Here is a 16,649-nt window from a genome sequence, read left to right as displayed (position 1 = left end):
TCCACATTCGACGCCGAAGTGGCGGTGCCTCTGGCCTCAGGTCATTTTGAAGTAGGGAAAAGTCACTTCGTCGGTTGCCTTGACGAACGTCACTTCCACCTTGGCCCCGATATGAACCTTCGCGGGGTCGCCGGTCTGGATCCGGCTCATCATCCGGGGGCCTTCCTCCAGCTCGATCAATGCCACGATATATGGCACGTCATCCGCGAAAGCCGGCCCTGCCGGACGGCGCGCGATGGTGAAGGTATGCACCCTGCCGCGTCCGCTCACGGTGTTGAAGCGCAGATTGTCGGAATGGCAATACGGGCAAATAGAGCGGGGATAGAAATGATGTTTGCCGCAATCGCCGCAAAGCGGGATGTCGAGGCGGCCCTCGCGCGCGGCCTCCCAATAGGGGGCGCTGTCATGGTCGATCACCGGAAGCGGTTTTTCAATGCTCATCGTCTTAGCCCTTCTGCAAAATCACGGTCGCACCAGAGGAAAGCGTACCCCCGGTACCATGCACCAGGGCGGTCTCGGCGCCCTTGACCTGGCGTTCGCCGCCTTCGCCGCGAAGCTGCCGGACGGCCTCGATCAGCAGGAACATCCCGTACATGCCCGGATGCAGCGCCGAAAGACCGCCGCCATTGGTGTTCATCGGAAAGGCGCCGCCCGGCGCCGTGCGTTGGCCAGAGACAAAATCGCCGCCTTCGCCGATCTTGCAGAAACCCAGCGCCTCCAGCGTCAGCAGGACGGTGATGGTGAAACTGTCATAGACCTCGACCACGTCGATGTCGGAATGGCTTACCCCGGCCATTTTCATCGCCGTTTCGCCGGCCTTCTGCGCGGGCAGCAGGCGGGCGAGGTCGGGCATCTCGCCGATAGCCCAATGGGTGTGCGCTTCGCCATAGCCCTTGACCGCGACGGGTTTGGTCTTGAGGTCCCTGGCGCGTTCGGCGGTGGTCATCACGATGGCGCCCGCGCCGTCGGTGACAAGGCAGCAATCGAGAAGATGCAGCGGTTCCGAGATCATCGTGCTGGACAGGACGTCGTCGACGGTGAGCGGATCGCGCCGAGTCGCGGCGGGGTTCAGCTGTGCCCATTTCCGGGTGGCGACGGCAATTTCGGCCAGGTTCTCGGAGGTGGTGCCGTATTCGTGCATGTGACGCTGCGCCGCCATCGCGTAGCCACCCACAGGCGTCGGCATCCCGTAGGGTGTTTCGTGCTGCATGGACAGGACCGAAGGACGTCCGCCCAGATTGCGGCTGCGCAGGGATTTCTGGTCGGAACTGTAGACGATCAGGGCAACCTCGCAATAGCCCTCGCGCAGCGCCATCGCGGCGTGGGCGACATGCGCTTCGAAGGCCGAGCCGCCGATATTGGTGCCATCGACATAGGTCGGCATTATATTGAGATATTCGCCCAGCGTTACCGTGGCGAGCTGTCCCGGCCCCGGCACGCCCCACATGCCGGCGGTCAAAAGACCGTCGACATCATCAAGCGTCAGGCCGGCTTCATCGACGGCGGCCTTCGCCACCAGGGCGGCATGGCCCAGAACCGAGGCCTTGGTGACGAATTTCCCGTCCTCGATTGGCGCGTCGGCAAGGCCGACGATCACCGGATCGCGTCCGTTCTTCATATGTATTTTCCCTTTGTTGTGCGGTGGTGTCCCAAAGCGGGCCCGAGGTCAGTTCGGGCGCATGGTCTTGGCGATCAGCGTGCGCTGTATCTGCGAGGTTCCGCCACCGATGGTGCTTTGCATCCCTTCACGGAAATAGCGTTCCATGTCCGAGTCGGGCAGCATGGAATGCCCGCCGAGGATCTGCATGCCGTTACGGGTGACGGTTTGCAGGGTCTCGGAGGCAAAGAGTTTCGCCATCGACACTTCGCGCGTGCAGGGCGTCTTGGCCGCGGCCAGGCTGGCAGCGCGATAGACCAGAAGCCGCGCGGCGTCGACCTGGGTCTGCATGTCGGCCAGCATGTGGCGGATCACCTGAAAGTCGAAGATCGGCTTGTCGAACTGGATCCGTTCATGCGCGTAGCGCAGGGCATCGTCCACCGCTGTCTGGGCATTGCCGACATAGGCCGCGGCCACGGCGACACGTTCCAGTTCCAGATGGTCGGTGATGATCGACCAGCCTTCATTCTCGGTGCCCAGCAGCGCATCGGAAGGCAGTTTCACGTCGTCCACGAAAATCTCGGTGGTTCCTGTTGCGCGCCGCGCCAGGGTCGGCAGCTTGCGGATGTCCAGACCCTCGGTGTCGTTGGGGATCAGGAAGACCGACAGCCCCTTGTGCTTTGGCGCGTCGGGGTCGGTGCGGGTCAGCATGGCGAGGATCGCATTGTCGGCCTTTGCGCCCGAGCACCAGAGCTTTTGCCCCTTGACCACCCAGCCGTTGCCGTCGCGCCGCGCGCGGGTCTTGGTCGAAGCCGCGTCCGACCCGGCGCCGGGTTCGGAAATCGAGATCGAGAAGCGGATGTCGCCATCCAGGAACGGCTGGATGTACCGCTCTTTCTGTTCGGGCGTGCCGAATTTCTCGATATTCATTGCGGTGAAGGTGGCGACCATCAGGCCGGTGGAAAAGTCGAAGCCGTATTTTGCCAGCCCCTCGCACATCAGCGCATAATCCATGATGTCGCCGCCCAGCCCGCCGCTCTCTTCCGAGAACAGGATGCCGAGCCAGCCCTGCTTGGCCACCTTTTCATAGGCCTCATAGGGGTATTCGCGTTCGAGATCGCATTTGCGGATATAGTCGCGGCCGATCTCCTCGTCGATGAAACGCTCGACGGTCGCGCGCCACATCTCCTGCTCGGGGGTCAGGAAGTTCATGCGCTCTCTCCTTGTGTGGTGTCGTGCGCGGCCCGGATTTTGGGCGGTTCTCCGGGGCGATCGAGACGGGTCTTTCGGATTAGCAGGCTGAACTCGCAGCGCATCACCGTTTCGTCCCGCTGGTTGATGCCTTCCAGCTTGCTGGTCACGACACCATGCTTTTCGTCATGATCCTTCAGATTGACGATTTCCGCGCGGGCCCAGAGGGTGTCGTTGATGAAGGTCGGTCGCAGAAAGCGCAGCTTGTCGCAGCCGTAGAAGGCAGCGAGCACGGAGCTGTCGAAGGGGATCATCGCGTTGACGATGGAAAACACGAGGCTGCCCTGAACAAGGCGCTGGCCGTATATCGCCTCCTTGGCATGCTCGATGTTGGAATGCAGTTCGAGCCAGTTCCCGGTGAGCATGCAGAAATTGACGACATCGGTTTCCGTCATCGTCCGCCCGCTCGAAACGCCGGTCTGGCCCAGTGACAACTCTCCGAAAGGGTGACGTATCACGTTAAATTCTCCTGTTCATTCGCCTTGGGTGCCAACACGATCAAGGCATCGGCAGCAGCCAATCCTTTCCCGTCCGCCCGAACCATCACAGGGTTGATTTCAATTTCCGAGATCAGATCGGCGTTCTCGGCGAAGAAAACAGATATGCGTGAAATCAGGTCCGCCAGGGCCCCCTTGTCGGCGGGTTCCGCGCCGCGCAGCCCCGCCAGCAACCTGGCACCCGGGCCCGAATCCACCATCGCCTCGGCGGTTTGCGGCCCTGCGGGTGCAAGCCGGATTTCGGCCGCGTCTATCAGTTCCACCAGAATTCCGCCGGGGCCGGCCAGAACGATCGGGCCAAAGGTGTCGTCGCGTTTGCAACCGATGATCCATTCGGCCACGGACCCTTCTTCCATTTCCTCGATCAGCGCCGTGCCGCCCACAAACCGTTCCGCCATTTCGGCGGCGGCCTGTTTCGCCTCTTGAGGCGAGAGACCCAGTCGGACGAGACCATGATCGGACTTGTGCGGGTAGTCGTCGTGACACAGCTTGGCGACACAGCGCCCCTCGGCGGGATCGCGTTTCGGCACCGGTATACCGATCTGTTGCAGCAGGTCCTTCGCGTCGGCCTCGTGGACCACTTTACGCCCGGCGCGCTGCCAGTTTTCCAGTGTTTCCCTCGGGGTCATGCCACTTCTCCTGTCGTAGCCGCCAGCGCCGAAAGGCCCGAGGCCGCCCGCGCGGGCGAATCATAAACCGGGACAGCCCGTTCGCGCAGCGCCTCGCCCGAGGCATTGCTGCGCGCCGAGCCTGTCCAGACAATCAGGATCGGCTTGCCGGTGCTGTCGAACGCCTCGGCCAAAGCCTCGATGAACTGTTGATCCGGCACAAATGTGATAATTGCGATGGCGATATCCACGCCCGGATCGGCCGCTACGGCCTCCAGGCAACGGCCCACATAGGTGGGATTCGCCAGAACGACGCCGGTCAGATCGACCGGATTCGACACCGAGCCGTAGAACGGCACATAACGCGACAGCGCGGTTTGCGTCGCTTCGGCCAGGACCGGAACCTCGAAGCCGGCGCTTTCGGCCAGGTCGGTCATCTCGACGCCGAGCCCGCCGGTGACAGAGATGATTCCGACCCGGTTGCCGGCAGGCCGCCTGCCTGCGGCGAGGGCCGTGACGGCATCGACGGCAGCCACGGATTCCCGGGCGCGGATAACCCCGGTTTCGCGGAAGACCGCACTGATCACCCGGTCGTCTCCGGCCATCGCGCCGGTATGCGATTGGACAGCGCGCGATCCGGCGCGGCTTCGTCCGCCCTTGACCGCAATGACGTGCTTTCCGGCTCTTGTGAGTCGTTGGGCCGCCTCGGCAAAGCGGCGCCCGTCGCGCAGTTCCTCGACGTAGCACAGAACCACGCGGGTCTGCGGATCGTTGCCGAGATATTCGAGCAGATCCGCGGCGGTCAGATCCGTTTCGTTGCCGCTGGAGACGATGGCATTGATCCCCACGCCGCGTTCGCCCAGACGCAACGCCATAAGGCCGCCTAGCGCGCCGGACTGGGAAATCATGGCCACGGGGCCGGGCCTGAGACCGTTGAACATGGGGCTGAAGGTCAATTGCAGATCCGACGCGGGGCGCACCACGCCTTCGCAGTTCGGCCCGACCAGGCGAAAGGGCGCGTCCTGCATGATCCGGCGCAGCCGCATCTCGTTGTTGTGGCCGTCTTCCCCGGCTTCCGAAAAGCCGGAGGTCACCCCGACCACGACTTTCACATCGAGCCGGGTACAGGTTTCCAGCGCATCGAGAGCGACGCCGACAGGGGTTGCCAGAACGACCACGTCGATCGGGCCGTCGATCTCCTCCAGGCTGCGTGCTGCCGCAAGCCCCTCGATTTCGCCGCCCGAGGGGTTCACCGGAATGATCTTGCCGCGATAGCCGTTGCTCTTCAGCAGGGCCAGCACGGCCTGCCCGAGCTTGCCCTTGGTGCGGGACGCCCCGACGACCGCGATGGTGCGCGGGTCGAACAGCCCGTCCAGAGCTTGGCCAACCGTGGGGCGGGGTGTCGTCATTCGATTCGTGTTTGGCTCAGCCATTTCTTTCTCCGTCAAGTGAAAATTTTATTGCCCGTTTCGATGATCTAACGGGTGTTCGATTGTTCTCGCAATGGATTTAGGTTCCGATGAGACTGAGGGCGCTGGACCCGGAGGTTGGGGCTTGACGACCGAGAAATGACAATCTGGGAGACTACCGAGTGAAATTAACAGACGGGCCGCTGAGCGATCTCAGGGTGATTGAAATGGGGCATGTGATTGCCGCGCCGATGTGCGGCGCTCTGCTCTCCGATTTCGGCGCCGATGTGATCAAGATCGAACGGCCGGGGCAGGGCGACATGCTGCGGGTTCTGAGCGCGCGCGCCAAGGATGGCGTCGGTGTGTGGTGGAAGACGCTGGCCCGAAACAAGCGACTGGTTGCGCTGGACTGGAAAACCGAAGACGGCCGCGAGGTTCTGCGCCGCTTGGTCGAAAACGCGCAGGTTCTTATCGAAAACTTCCGCCCCGGCGTGCTTGAAAGGGCGGGATTGGCGCCAGAGGTTCTGCATGGCTGGAATCCCGATCTGGTGATCGTGCGGATCTCGGGCTATGGCCAGACCGGGCTGCGTTCCTCGTGGCCGGGTTTCGGTCGGGCCGGCGAGGCCATGAGCGGACTGGCGCACATCACCGGCTTTGCCGACAACGCGCCGATGCACCCCGGCTTTCCCGTCGCGGATTCGACCACCGGCCTGATGGCGGCCTACGGCGCGATGATGGCGCTTCATGCGGTGCAGAACGGCAGCGCCAGGGGCCAGGTGGTGGACCTGGCCATCTTCGAGCCGCTGTTGCGCCTGATCGACTACCACGTTCCGACGCGAACCGGCGCGGGGCTGCCGGTTGACCGAAACGGACTTCAGGCACCCAATTCCTACGCCCCGGCGGGGGTGTTTCGCGCCAGGGACGGGAAATGGGTCACAATCAGCGCAGGCAGTGCGGCGACCGGGCGGCGGCTTCTGGAAGCCGCGGGCGGAAAGGAATGGGCGGAACAGCCGCAATTCCAAAGCCTCGATGGCTTCGCGGAGCACATGGACGAGATTGTGGACCGTCTCGGCGCATTTGTGGCACAGCATGACGCGCAGAAGGCGATTGACATCTTCCAGGCCCACGATGCCGTGGCGGCGATGGTCTATGACGTCGATGACATCCTTGCCGATCCGCAGATCGCCGCGCGCGGCGACATCGTCGGGGTCGAGGGCGACGACACCAAGGTCGTCGGACCCGTGCCAAAGCTGGACAAGACGCCGGGACGGCTGCGCTGGCTCGGGCGCAGAGAGCTGGGCGCCGACAGCCGCGCAGTGCTGGAAGAGCTCGGATACGACGCCGGGAAGATCGACAAGCTCACCGAAAACGGCACTGTAGCCGAACCGAAACGCTGAGAGCGGACTGCGAGATTTGAGGAGAACACCATGACCTATCAGATGACATCCGATCAGCAGGGAATCCGCGATGCCGTCCTGCGGATTTGCGAAGAGTTCGACGACGAGTTCTGGCTGAACCGGGATCGCGAAGGCGGCTTCCCGCACGAATTGCACCAGAAGCTGGCCCGCGATGGCTGGCTGGGAATCGCCATCCCCGAAGCCTACGGCGGCGCCGGACTTGGCATTGTCGACGCTGCGATCATGATGCAGGCGATCGCAGAGTCCGGGGGCGGCAACAGCGCCGCCTCGGCGATCCATATGAACATCTTCGGCCTGAATCCGGTCGTCAAGTTCGGCACCGAGGACCAGAAGAAGACCTATCTTCCGCCACTGGTGGCCGGCGAGCAACGGGCCTGTTTCGGTGTCACCGAACCGACGACCGGCCTCGACACGACCAAGCTGAAAACTCGCGCCGTGCGTCAGGGCGACCGCTATGTCGTGCATGGGCAGAAGGTCTGGATTTCGACCGCCCAGGTGGCCGACAAGATCCTGCTTCTGGCGCGCACCACCCCGCTTGAAGAGGTCAAAAAACCGACCGAAGGCCTGAGCCTGTTCTACACCGATCTTGATCGGACCTTCGTCACGGTGCGCGAGATCGAGAAGATGGGTCGCAAGTGCGTCGATTCAAACGAGCTGTTCATCGACGGGCTGCCGATCCCGGCCGAAGATCTGATCGGCGAGGAAGGTCAGGGCTTTCGCCAGATCCTGCACGGGCTGAATCCCGAAAGGGTGCTTATCGCCGCCGAAGCGGTGGGCATCGGGCGCAACGCGCTTCGGCGTGCGGCGGATTACGCCAATGAGCGTGTCGTCTTTGGCAGGCCGATCGGACAGAACCAGGGTGTGCAGCACCCGCTGGCCGCCTGCTGGGCCGAGCTGGAAGCCGCCAACCTCATGGCGATGAACGCCGGCGCGCTTTACGATGCCGGCAAGCCCTGCGGAAACGAAGCCAACGCAGGCAAATACCTAGCCGGCGAAGCGGCGGTGAAGGCGACGCAGACCGCGCAGCTTACCTTCGGCGGTTTCGGCTATGCCAAGGAATACCATGTCGAGCGGCTTGTGCGGGAAGCCATCCTGTTCCGCATCGCGCCGGTCACCCCGCAACTGGTGCTGTCGTTCATCGCGGAACATGCGCTCGGCCTGCCGAAGTCCTACTAGTTTAGAATATCAAAGGAAGACCCATGCGAATTGACGGAATGGATGCCATTTTCGCCCCTCGTTCTGTTGCCGTGATCGGCGCGTCGAGTGACCCCAAGCGCATCGGCGGACGGCCGGTGGATTTTCTCATACGTCACGGGTTCGACGGCCCGATCCTGCCGATAAATCCGAAGTCGCCCGAGGTGCAGGGTTTGACGGCCTATCCGTCGATCTCCGAGGCCCCGACGACCCCGGATCTGGCGGTGATCGCGCTGCCCGCGCCGCTGGCGGTTCAAGCGGTCGAGCAATGCGCGGCCCGCGGCGTGCGGGGGGCGGTGATCTTCAGCTCGGGGTTTTCCGAGGTTGATTCCGAAGGCGCCGCGCTTCAGGCGCGCATGGTGGATATCGCGCGCGAAGGGGGTATGCGGCTTGTCGGGCCGAACTGCCTTGGCATCGCCAATGTGCGCCACAATCTTTACGCCACCTTCACACCGGGGGTCGAAAAGCACCTGCCCAAGCCCGGCGGCGTGTCGATCGTCAGCCAGAGCGGCGCCTTCGGGTCGTATTGCATGACGCTGGTCAGGATGCGCGGACTGGGTGTGAACCTCTGGGCGACGACGGGCAATTCCTGCGACGTCGATTTCGCCGATGCGGTGGCCTATTGCGCGCAGGATGACGAAACCCGGGTAATCATGGGATACCTCGAAGGCGCGACCGACCGCGACAGGCTGGTCGAGGCCCTTGAACTGGCGCGCGCACGGGAAAAGCCGGTGGTCATGATGAAGGTCGGCCGCAGCGCGGTCGGTGCCGAGGCCGCGCAATCGCATACCGCCTCGCTGGCGGGGTCCGACGCGGTCTATGACGCGGCCTTTCGGCAATACGGCGTCTACCGGGCGCAATCGGTCGACGAAATGTTCGATGTGACCTATGCCTGCGCCGAATCCGGTTCGATGATGCAGGGCGACCGGCTGGGTCTTGTGACGGTGTCCGGCGGCGTTGGGGTGCTGATGGCCGACGAGGCCGAGAAACTGAAACTGGACGTGCCCGCGCTTCCCGATCACGCGCAGAAAAAACTGAAAGAGGTGCTGCCTTTCGCAGGTGTCCGAAACCCGGTCGATGTGACGGCGCAGTTGGTCAACCAGATCGACCTGCTGGAAACCAACATGGATGTGTTGTTTGGCGACGGCGAAATCGACGGAGCCATCATCTTCATGTCCACGGTCGGTCTTGTCGCCGACCTGAACGAAGCCATCCGGATCGGGCTGGAGCGCATCCGCGAGAAGTTTCCCGGCCGGCCGATGCTGTTCTGTTCGCTGACCGAACCCGAGGGTCGTGCTGCATATGAAAAGTCGGGGTTCATCGTGTTCGAGGAACCGACCCGCGCGGTCCGTGCGATGGCCGCATTGCGCTATTTCGCCAGGTCCTTCGCGCGGGCCGGCGAACATGACCCGATACCCGAACTGTCCGACCTGTCGCCGTTGCCGGACGGCATGGTGAACGAGATCGAGGCCAAGGCGCTGCTTGCCGAGGCCGGCATCGGGATCGTGCGCGAAACCCTGGTCAGGACTCCGGAGGCGGCAGCCGAGGCGGCGCAGGAGATGGGCTTTCCGATCGTGTTGAAGATCGCCTCGCCCGACATCCTGCATAAATCCGATATCGGTGGCGTGGCGCTGAACCTGCGCTCGGCCGAAGAGGTCCGCTCTGCCGGGGTGCGCATTCTGGAACTGGCGTCCGAGAAAGCGCCCGATGCGCGAATCGACGGTCTGGTCGTGGCGGAACAGGCAGCACCTGGGCTGGAGGCCATACTGGGCGTGACCCAGGATCCGGCGTTCGGCCCGGTGGTCATGTTCGGTCTGGGCGGCGTGCTGGTCGAGGCGCTGGGAGACGTGTCCTTCCGGGTTGCTCCTTTCGGTCCCGCCGAAGCCCGCCGCATGATCGACGAAATCCACGGTCGAAAACTGCTGGACGCATTCCGGGGGGCGCCCGAACGCGACATCGGCGCGCTCGCCGACGCCCTTGCGCGCCTGTCGGCCTTTGCCGCCTATCACGGGGCAGCGCTTGAGACCATTGATGTGAACCCGTTGATCGTCGGGCCCAGTGGCCAGGGCGCCGTGGCCGCTGATGGCGTAATCATCCCCACAAAGCGAGGCGGCCACTGACAAACGAGCCCGACATCTTCCCGATCCCCTGACAGCTGCGGCGAGCCTTCTGCGATTTTCTAACAGTTGACAGAAACCACATACGCGGCCATTTTGCTTTCGGAATACTGTTCATATAATAGTATGCTGGGAGGAGATCATGGAAGACGCGCATCAGACGCTGGCGAAGACCGGCGGGCACCACATCGTGAAATCAGTCGCCCGCACCTGTGAAACGTTGGTGTATTTCGACGAGGTGCGACGGCCGCTATCGGTCGTGGAAGTATCCAAGAAACTGGGGTATCCGCAATCGAGTACCTCGTCGCTCTTGAAGAGCATGGTCAGCCTCGGCTTCCTGACACACGATGCCCGAAACAAGAACTACTTCCCCACGGAACGCGTCCCTCTTCTGGGCTCATGGATGAACCCGGATCTGTTCGGCGAAGGCATCATCCAGCGGTTGCTCAAGGCGATCGCGCAACGGACGCAACATGTCGTTGTCCTGGGAACAAAGAACGGTGACGAAGCCGAGTATGTCCAAGTAATCCGTCCGAAGAAGTCGCCGATCCACCACATTTCACTCGGAACGCGACGTCCGCTGGGGACTTCGGGGGTGGGGCGGGTTCTGATGAGCCGCTTCAGCGATGAAGAAGTGGGCCGCCTGTTACGAAAGATCAATGCTTATCGTGCGCCCGACAAACCGGCGGTGGACGTGAAGGCCTTCGTCGCCTCGTTGGCCGAGACCCGTGCCAAGGGGTACTATCTTTCCACCGATCAAGTCGTCAAAGGCGCCGGATTGATCTCCATGCCTTTTCCCAGCCACCAGAGTTCCCGCCTTTTTGCCGTCGGGGTTGGTGCCCCAACGGATGTCATCCAGCGATCCGAGAACGAGATTGTTAGGATCATGCGTGAAGAAATTGTTCGGCATCTGGGAAAGAAAGGTCATGATCCTAGAGTCCGTTGAACATCGGGATCCCCACCCGTCGTGATTTTTGTGCCCCCCTGGCAAAAGAGTAGGTTCTGACCCTGGTCAGAATCGGTAACCCACTGGCGCTGGCTTTTTGCAAAGTCAGGGTAAATTGACGGCAGCGGGTTGCAGTGGTCCCATGAGGCAGGCACCGGCCTTTTCGCGCGAGCGCGTCGTCTTCGGTCGTCCGATCAGTCAGAACCAGTCTATCCAGCATCCGCTCGCTTCGGTGTGGATGCGTCTTCAGTTCCGCCGCGCTTTACGTTCAGAACAGGCTCCGCGGGCTCCAGGCCAATACCGCGCGCACCCTCGCAGGACCGGCAGCCTACGAAGCGGCGTTCCGGGCGGTGCGCACCCATGGCGGCTTTGGCTTCGCGCAGGAATACCACGTCGAGCGCTACTTTCGCGAAAGCGTGCTGAACTTCATCGCGCCGGTCAGCGAGGAACTGATCTTCTCTTACGTGGCCGAGAAAGCGCCGGGGATGTCCAAGTCCTGTTGACGCTTGATTAACGCGTGGCTGTCGCTGCGGCTTCGGTTGGCGCAATAGCATATATGTGCGATCTGGTGACCGCATCGGAGTGGGCACCGCTTCCGCATTGACCGGGCCGCGTGCCGTGTGGTTGCGTCGAACCAGGAAGGCCGACCTGCGGACGGGCCACGAAACGGTCCATGAGGCACCCGCCGAAACACTACGAGAGGGGCGGGGTTCGGGAAGCGTCGGCCGACGCAGGGAGGAAGAATTATAATGACTGTATTGAACGGACTGGATCGTCTTGCCGCAGGCGCGGCGCTGATAATCGCAGGCGCGCTGGCGCCGCAGGTGGCCTTGGCCGAGACAACCCTCAAGGTGGCGGACACCTTTCCGCCGGGCCACTACATCGTCGAGACCGGCACTAAATACTGGATGGAGCGGGTGACCGAACTGACCGACGGCGAGGTCCAGTTCCAGTATTTCGGCGCCGGGCAGATGGGCTCGCTTCGCGACATGTTCTCGATGGTGCAATCGGGCGTGGTGGACATAGGCTATGTTCCACCGGCCTATAACGGGGGCACGATGCCGCTGGCCGGTGTGCACACGCTGCCGGGGCTGTTCTCGCAAAGTACGGTCGGAACACCGGCATTCTACGATACGGTGACCTCGGGGCCGATCCTGGAGAACGATTTTCTGAAAAACGGGATGCGTCCGCTCTGGGGCGTTATGACCTCCACCTACAATCTCTTTACCCGTGGCAAGGAGATCGACGGCCTGGAGGACATCGATGGGCTCAAGCTGAAGATCATTGCCGGTAACATGTCGGAATCGGTCAAGGCCCTGGGCGGCGCTCCGGTGGATATTCCCAGCCCCGAAACCTATCAGGCGATGCGAACCGGCACGGTTGACGGCGCGATCTTCCCGACCACGAGCATCTATTCCTACAAGCTCGAAGAGGTGATCGACACCGCTGTGCTTGGGCTGGATATCTTCGTGTACTGGGCACCTTACGTGATCCGCGACGAGGTCTGGCAAGGGCTTGCGCCCGAGCATCAGGAGGCGATGAAGCAGGCGGCGCAGGAGGCGATGCAGCGCGTCGCCGAGGAAACCGACCGATCGGCCGCCGAACTCGAAGACAAGATGCGCGAAAGCGGCATCGAGGTCATCGTTCTTGACGAAGCGCAGCGCGAACAGGTCAGAACGGCCACGGCGCCGGTCTTCGATGCCTGGGTTTCGGACCTGGAAGAGCGCGGCATGCCCGGCGGCGAGGTGCTGGAGGCTTTTCGTTCAAATATCGAAAAGCACCAGAAGCAGTAAAGGGGCCCGACCGTGCATCCGCATGATCTTGATCCCGAAGAGGACGCCGTGCCGCCGCCCAAGGCTGGATTGCACGGCCCTCTTGGCCGCACAATGGACCGGGTTGACACCTGGGCGAACTGGCTGTCGCGCGCGGCGATGATCATCATGCTGGTGCTGATCCTTATCCAGATCTTCACCCGCTATGTCCTGAACGACCCGATCGAGGGCGTCATAGGGGCCACCGAACTCTATCTGATGCCCATCATCGTGTTCGGAAGCCTGAGCTACCTTGAGATGCACGACGGCCATGTGCGGGTGGGGATCCTGTTCGAGGCGCTGCCTGCCAGGCTGCGCGCCGGTCTCGACGTGGTTCTGCGTCTGCTGGCGGCCGCGTTTTTCGCGCTGGTGTGCTACGGTGCCTCGCGTGAGGCGCTCAAGGCGTGGGACTTCGGGTATCGCACGTCGGGCGACATCGACGCGCCGCTCGTCACCGCCCTCGTGATTGCGCCAATCGGCTGCCTGCTGATTGTCCTGCGGCTTCTGGTGAACGTGGCGGGCGACGTGCAGCGGCTCCGCGACACCACGGATCGGACAGTCTGAACATGGAATATCTCGCACCCGTGTCCGTCCTGCTGGCGGGACTTCTCGTCGTCGGGATGCCGATTGGCTTCGCTATGGGCATCGCCGGCACTGTGGGGCTTTATCTGATCGGCGGGCTCAATCTTGCGCTCGGGATCCTGTCGGTCGCTCCCTATCGCAACACAGCCTCCTGGTTGCTGACTGCCATACCGCTCTTCATCCTTATGGCCGAGATCCTTTCGGCCAGCCGGATCTCGTCGGACATGTTCCGCGCCGCCAACAAGTGGGTCGGGCATCTGCCGGGCGGGCTGGCTGTGGCGACGGTGTTCACCAGCGCAGGTTTCGGTGCCGTGTCTGGCTCGTCGACCGCCGCCACCGCGACAATGGCCCGCACCGTCGCGCCGGAGGCCAAAAAATACGGCTATGACCGTGGTATGATCGTGGGCACGGTGGCGGCAGCCGGCACGCTGTCGATCATGATTCCGCCGTCGGTGGTGCTCATGGTCTACGGCATTATCACCGAAACCTCTATCGGCGGGCTCTTCATCGCCGGCATCGTGCCCGGACTCATCACCGCGCTGTCCTTTGCCGGCATCACCATGGCCTGGGCGGCGCTGAACCCCAAACTTGCGCCGCCGGTGCAAAGCCACAGCTGGCGAGAGCGCATCCTGTCGCTGCGTGAGCTTTGGCCGGTGATCTTGCTGTTCGTGTTTGTGGTCGCCGGAATCTATTCCGGCGCCGTCACCGTCACCGAAGCTGCGGCGGCAGGCTGTCTCGGCGCGATCCTGATCGCGGCCGTGATGCTGCGGCGCATGGGCTGGCGCGACTTCATGAACGCGCTTGAACGCACCACCCGCCCCACGGCAATGATCTTTACCATCATCATCGGGGCCCATATCTTCGGCTATTTCGTTACCCTCACGATGGCACCGCAGGCGCTGGTTTCCTACGTGCAGGGGCTGGAGATCAGTCCGGGAATGGTGATCCTCATCCTGATCGTGATCTACGTGCTTCTGGGCTGCGTTATGGATCAGCTGGCGATCCTGATCCTGACCATGCCGATCGTCTTTCCGATGGTCATGGAACTCGGCTACTCGCCGATCTGGTTTGGCATCCTCATCACCAAGACCGTCGAGATCGGGCTGATCACGCCGCCCATCGGGATGAACGTCTTCGTCGCCAGCTCGATCACCGGGGTGCCGCTCAAACGGGTCTTTGTGGGTGTGTTGCCCTTCGTTCTGGCAGAGTTCGCGGTTCTGGCGCTGATCGCCTTCTTCCCGGAAATCGTCACCGCGTTCTCGGGTGAATACTAGGCAATAAAAAGGAATCGAAAGTGAAACTGGGACTGAAGGACAAGGTAGCAATCGTCACCGGGTCGGGCCGCGGGATCGGCGCGGTGACAGCGCGCGCGCTGGCCGAGGAAGGGGCGAAGGTGGTGATCACCGATATCGACCCGGAAACCACTGAAGCGACCCGCGCTGCGTTTGTCGCCGACGGTTACGCGGCGATCGGCGCCGTCTGCGACGTCACCGACGAGACACAGGTCAACGCGCTCGTCGCGCGCACGATCGAGGAATTCGGGGCGGTCCATATCCTTGTGAACAACGCCGGCTTTCCGCGCGACAACTACATCACCAAGATGCCTGAGCAAGATTGGGATGCCGTGGTGGGCGTGATCCTGAAAGGTGCCTACAACTGCTCGCGTGCCGTGGTGCCGCATTTCATGGAGCAGAACTGGGGCCGGGTGATCAATATCTCGTCGCGCGCCTATCTCGGCAATCCGGGGCAGACCAACTATGCGGCGGCCAAGGCCGGCATCATCGGCTTTACCCGGGCGCTTGGGATGGAGCAGGGGCGCTTCAACGTCACTGTCAACGCCATCGCGCCGGGTTTCATCGCCACCGACATGATCGAGGCGCTTCCGAACTATGACCGGATCAAGTCGCGCGCGCTGGCGATGAACACCGTGCCGCGTCTGGGCAACGAGCGCGACATCGCCAACGGCGTGGTGTTCCTGGCCTCGGATGCGGCGGAATACATCTCGGGTGAGACGCTGCACATCACCGGGGGCCGATATGGCTGAACATGTCGCGCCGTCCACCGATAACCAGGAGCAAGAGACGCGGATGCTGCGTGACAGCATAAGGGGTTTCATGGCGCGCGATCTGACCGAGGCGCGCATCGCCGAATGCGAGGCGGCGGGCGAGCTGCCTTGGGAGATGGTGGGCGAGCTTCGTCAGTTCGGCTATCTCGGCGGGTTGCTGCCCGAAGACGCGGGCGGCTACGGTCTCAGCTACCGCACCTGGGCGATGATGATGGAGGAAGCGGGGTATCGCTGGCTGTCGCTCCGGGTGCTGCTCAACACCGTCAACATCGTCGCCGCGCTGCTGCACCATCTGGGCGATGCCCGGCAGAAAGAGAAATGGCTGAAACCCGTCATGGCCGGCGAAATGCCGGTCTGGGTCGGGATCACCGAACCCGACCACGGCTCGGATGTCGCTTCGGTCCAGACCCGCGCCGAGGACAAGGGCGACCACTGGCTGATCAACGGCGGCAAGCTGTGGACGACGAACGGCGTTCACGGCCGTGTCGGAATCCTGGTGGCGCGGACCTTCACCCAAGGCTGTGATGGCGATCTGAGCCTGTTTATCGTGGACCCCGAGGAAACCGATTTCGAAGCCTCGCGCGTGGGTACGATGTTCATCAAGGCCACGGCGACCTCACAACTCGCGTTTAATGACGCAAGGGTGCCAAAGGAAAACCTGTTCGGTCCGGCGGGCAAGGGCCTCAAGGCGATCCTTACCGGGTTGAACTATGGCCGGCTCAACGTGGCGGCGGGCGCAGTTGGCGCGGCGCAGCGGTCGCTGGACCTGTCCACCGATTACGCCAAGACGCGCAAGCAGTTCGGCAACGTGATCGGAAGCTATCAACTGGTGCAGAAGCTGATCGTCGATATGACCATCCGCACCGAGGCCGCCCGCGCGCTGACTGACCGTGCCGCCCAAGCGCTGGACGCGGGTCTGCCCGGGCGCAAGGAATGTTCGATCGCCAAGCTTTATGCCAGCGAGGCGGCGCATGAGGTGGCCTCGATGGCGCTACAGGCGCACGGCGGGCTGGGATATTCCACCGACTACCCCGTCGAGCGGTTGTTCCGCGACACGCGCGGCGGGTTGATCCCCGAGGGCACGTCGGAAATCCAGACATTGATCATAGGGCGTGAGGTTCTCGGGATCTCGGCCTTCACCTGAGGAGGCGGCC

The 16,649-nt window shown here is 62.8% G+C and carries 15 protein-coding genes and 1 pseudogene; 10 read left to right on the top strand and 6 right to left on the bottom strand.

The window, feature by feature from the left end:
* Window positions 1–36: 36 nt before the first annotated feature.
* Genes RIdsm_RS27405 through RIdsm_RS27380 form a run of 6 tightly spaced genes read right to left on the bottom strand, consistent with a single transcriptional unit; the run spans window position 37 to window position 5,362 of the window.
* A complete protein-coding gene (locus RIdsm_RS27405) occupies window positions 37–441 on the bottom strand; it encodes a Zn-ribbon domain-containing OB-fold protein (protein ID WP_057817159.1) in 405 nt (134 codons plus the stop codon).
* A gap of 4 nt (window positions 442–445) precedes the next feature.
* The gene (locus tag RIdsm_RS27400) at window positions 446–1,618 is read right to left on the bottom strand and encodes an acetyl-CoA acetyltransferase (RefSeq protein ID WP_057817157.1); all 1,173 of its coding nucleotides are present in this window, start codon (window positions 1,616–1,618) and stop codon (window positions 446–448) included.
* A 48-nt stretch (window positions 1,619–1,666) separates the two neighbouring features.
* Window positions 1,667–2,809 (bottom strand): acyl-CoA dehydrogenase family protein, encoded by a 1,143-nt coding sequence (locus RIdsm_RS27395; protein ID WP_057796800.1) that lies wholly within the window; start codon window positions 2,807–2,809, stop codon window positions 1,667–1,669.
* Complete coding sequence (locus RIdsm_RS27390; protein ID WP_236553291.1) at window positions 2,806–3,306, bottom strand: MaoC/PaaZ C-terminal domain-containing protein; 501 nt, start codon at window positions 3,304–3,306, stop codon at window positions 2,806–2,808. Before RIdsm_RS27390 ends, RIdsm_RS27395 begins: the two co-directional genes overlap by 4 nt.
* Entirely contained in the window at window positions 3,303–3,974 is a 672-nt protein-coding gene (locus RIdsm_RS27385; RefSeq protein ID WP_057817155.1) for an acetate--CoA ligase family protein, read from the bottom strand. The genes RIdsm_RS27390 and RIdsm_RS27385 overlap by 4 nt, the downstream gene beginning before the upstream one ends.
* Window positions 3,971–5,362, bottom strand: coding sequence for an acetate--CoA ligase family protein (locus RIdsm_RS27380; protein WP_057817153.1), 1,392 nt, complete (start codon window positions 5,360–5,362; stop codon window positions 3,971–3,973). Before RIdsm_RS27380 ends, RIdsm_RS27385 begins: the two co-directional genes overlap by 4 nt.
* A gap of 182 nt (window positions 5,363–5,544) precedes the next feature.
* Between RIdsm_RS27380 and RIdsm_RS27375 the strand changes: the two genes are divergently transcribed.
* From RIdsm_RS27375 to RIdsm_RS27330, 10 genes and pseudogenes are all read left to right on the top strand, one after another.
* Complete coding sequence (locus RIdsm_RS27375; protein ID WP_074940516.1) at window positions 5,545–6,759, top strand: CaiB/BaiF CoA transferase family protein; 1,215 nt, start codon at window positions 5,545–5,547, stop codon at window positions 6,757–6,759.
* A 30-nt stretch (window positions 6,760–6,789) separates the two neighbouring features.
* Window positions 6,790–7,956: an acyl-CoA dehydrogenase family protein gene (locus RIdsm_RS27370; protein ID WP_057817149.1), complete on the top strand. Its 1,167-nt coding sequence runs from the start codon at window positions 6,790–6,792 to the stop codon at window positions 7,954–7,956.
* Window positions 7,957–7,994: 38 nt separating this feature from the next.
* Window positions 7,995–10,094, top strand: a complete 2,100-nt coding sequence (locus RIdsm_RS27365; RefSeq protein WP_057817147.1) for an acetate--CoA ligase family protein — start codon at window positions 7,995–7,997, stop codon at window positions 10,092–10,094.
* A 139-nt stretch (window positions 10,095–10,233) separates the two neighbouring features.
* Entirely contained in the window at window positions 10,234–11,037 is an 804-nt protein-coding gene (locus RIdsm_RS27360) for an IclR family transcriptional regulator (RefSeq protein WP_057817145.1), read from the top strand.
* Between the two features lie 142 nt (window positions 11,038–11,179).
* Window positions 11,180–11,540: pseudogene (locus RIdsm_RS27355) on the top strand (acyl-CoA dehydrogenase family protein).
* Between the two features lie 246 nt (window positions 11,541–11,786).
* Window positions 11,787–12,830 carry a TRAP transporter substrate-binding protein gene (locus RIdsm_RS27350; protein ID WP_082647421.1) on the top strand — a complete coding sequence of 348 codons (1,044 nt, stop codon included), beginning with the start codon at window positions 11,787–11,789 and terminating at the stop codon, window positions 12,828–12,830.
* A gap of 93 nt (window positions 12,831–12,923) precedes the next feature.
* Window positions 12,924–13,412, top strand: coding sequence for a TRAP transporter small permease (locus tag RIdsm_RS27345; RefSeq protein WP_057817141.1), 489 nt, complete (start codon window positions 12,924–12,926; stop codon window positions 13,410–13,412).
* Between the two features lie 2 nt (window positions 13,413–13,414).
* Window positions 13,415–14,704: a TRAP transporter large permease gene (locus RIdsm_RS27340; RefSeq protein WP_057817139.1), complete on the top strand. Its 1,290-nt coding sequence runs from the start codon at window positions 13,415–13,417 to the stop codon at window positions 14,702–14,704.
* A 20-nt stretch (window positions 14,705–14,724) separates the two neighbouring features.
* The gene (gene fabG, locus RIdsm_RS27335) at window positions 14,725–15,474 is read left to right on the top strand and encodes a 3-oxoacyl-ACP reductase FabG (protein WP_057817137.1); all 750 of its coding nucleotides are present in this window, start codon (window positions 14,725–14,727) and stop codon (window positions 15,472–15,474) included.
* Window positions 15,467–16,639 carry an acyl-CoA dehydrogenase family protein gene (locus RIdsm_RS27330; protein ID WP_057817135.1) on the top strand — a complete coding sequence of 391 codons (1,173 nt, stop codon included), beginning with the start codon at window positions 15,467–15,469 and terminating at the stop codon, window positions 16,637–16,639. Before fabG ends, RIdsm_RS27330 begins: the two co-directional genes overlap by 8 nt.
* Window positions 16,640–16,649: the final 10 nt, after the last annotated feature.

This window comes from Roseovarius indicus, from assembly GCF_008728195.1.
GTDB classification, from domain to species: domain Bacteria; phylum Pseudomonadota; class Alphaproteobacteria; order Rhodobacterales; family Rhodobacteraceae; genus Roseovarius; species Roseovarius indicus.
This window is presented reverse-complemented; position numbering and strand designations above follow the sequence as displayed.

What these genes read in the sequence shown, in the direction of transcription:
- RIdsm_RS27405 (WP_057817159.1), bottom strand. Translation starts at nt 441, where the DNA reads ATGAGCATTGAAAAACCGCTTCCGGTGATCGACCATGACAGCGCCCCC.
- RIdsm_RS27400 (WP_057817157.1), bottom strand. Translation starts at nt 1,618, where the DNA reads ATGAAGAACGGACGCGATCCGGTGATCGTCGGCCTTGCCGACGCGCCA.
- RIdsm_RS27395 (WP_057796800.1), bottom strand. Translation starts at nt 2,809, where the DNA reads ATGAACTTCCTGACCCCCGAGCAGGAGATGTGGCGCGCGACCGTCGAG.
- RIdsm_RS27385 (WP_057817155.1), bottom strand. Translation starts at nt 3,974, where the DNA reads ATGACCCCGAGGGAAACACTGGAAAACTGGCAGCGCGCCGGGCGTAAA.
- RIdsm_RS27380 (WP_057817153.1), bottom strand. Translation starts at nt 5,362, where the DNA reads ATGACGACACCCCGCCCCACGGTTGGCCAAGCTCTGGACGGGCTGTTC.
- RIdsm_RS27370 (WP_057817149.1), top strand. Translation starts at nt 6,790, where the DNA reads ATGACCTATCAGATGACATCCGATCAGCAGGGAATCCGCGATGCCGTC.
- RIdsm_RS27365 (WP_057817147.1), top strand. Translation starts at nt 7,995, where the DNA reads ATGGATGCCATTTTCGCCCCTCGTTCTGTTGCCGTGATCGGCGCGTCG.
- RIdsm_RS27360 (WP_057817145.1), top strand. Translation starts at nt 10,234, where the DNA reads ATGGAAGACGCGCATCAGACGCTGGCGAAGACCGGCGGGCACCACATC.
- RIdsm_RS27350 (WP_082647421.1), top strand. Translation starts at nt 11,787, where the DNA reads ATGACTGTATTGAACGGACTGGATCGTCTTGCCGCAGGCGCGGCGCTG.
- RIdsm_RS27345 (WP_057817141.1), top strand. Translation starts at nt 12,924, where the DNA reads ATGGACCGGGTTGACACCTGGGCGAACTGGCTGTCGCGCGCGGCGATG.
- RIdsm_RS27340 (WP_057817139.1), top strand. Translation starts at nt 13,415, where the DNA reads ATGGAATATCTCGCACCCGTGTCCGTCCTGCTGGCGGGACTTCTCGTC.
- RIdsm_RS27330 (WP_057817135.1), top strand. Translation starts at nt 15,467, where the DNA reads ATGGCTGAACATGTCGCGCCGTCCACCGATAACCAGGAGCAAGAGACG.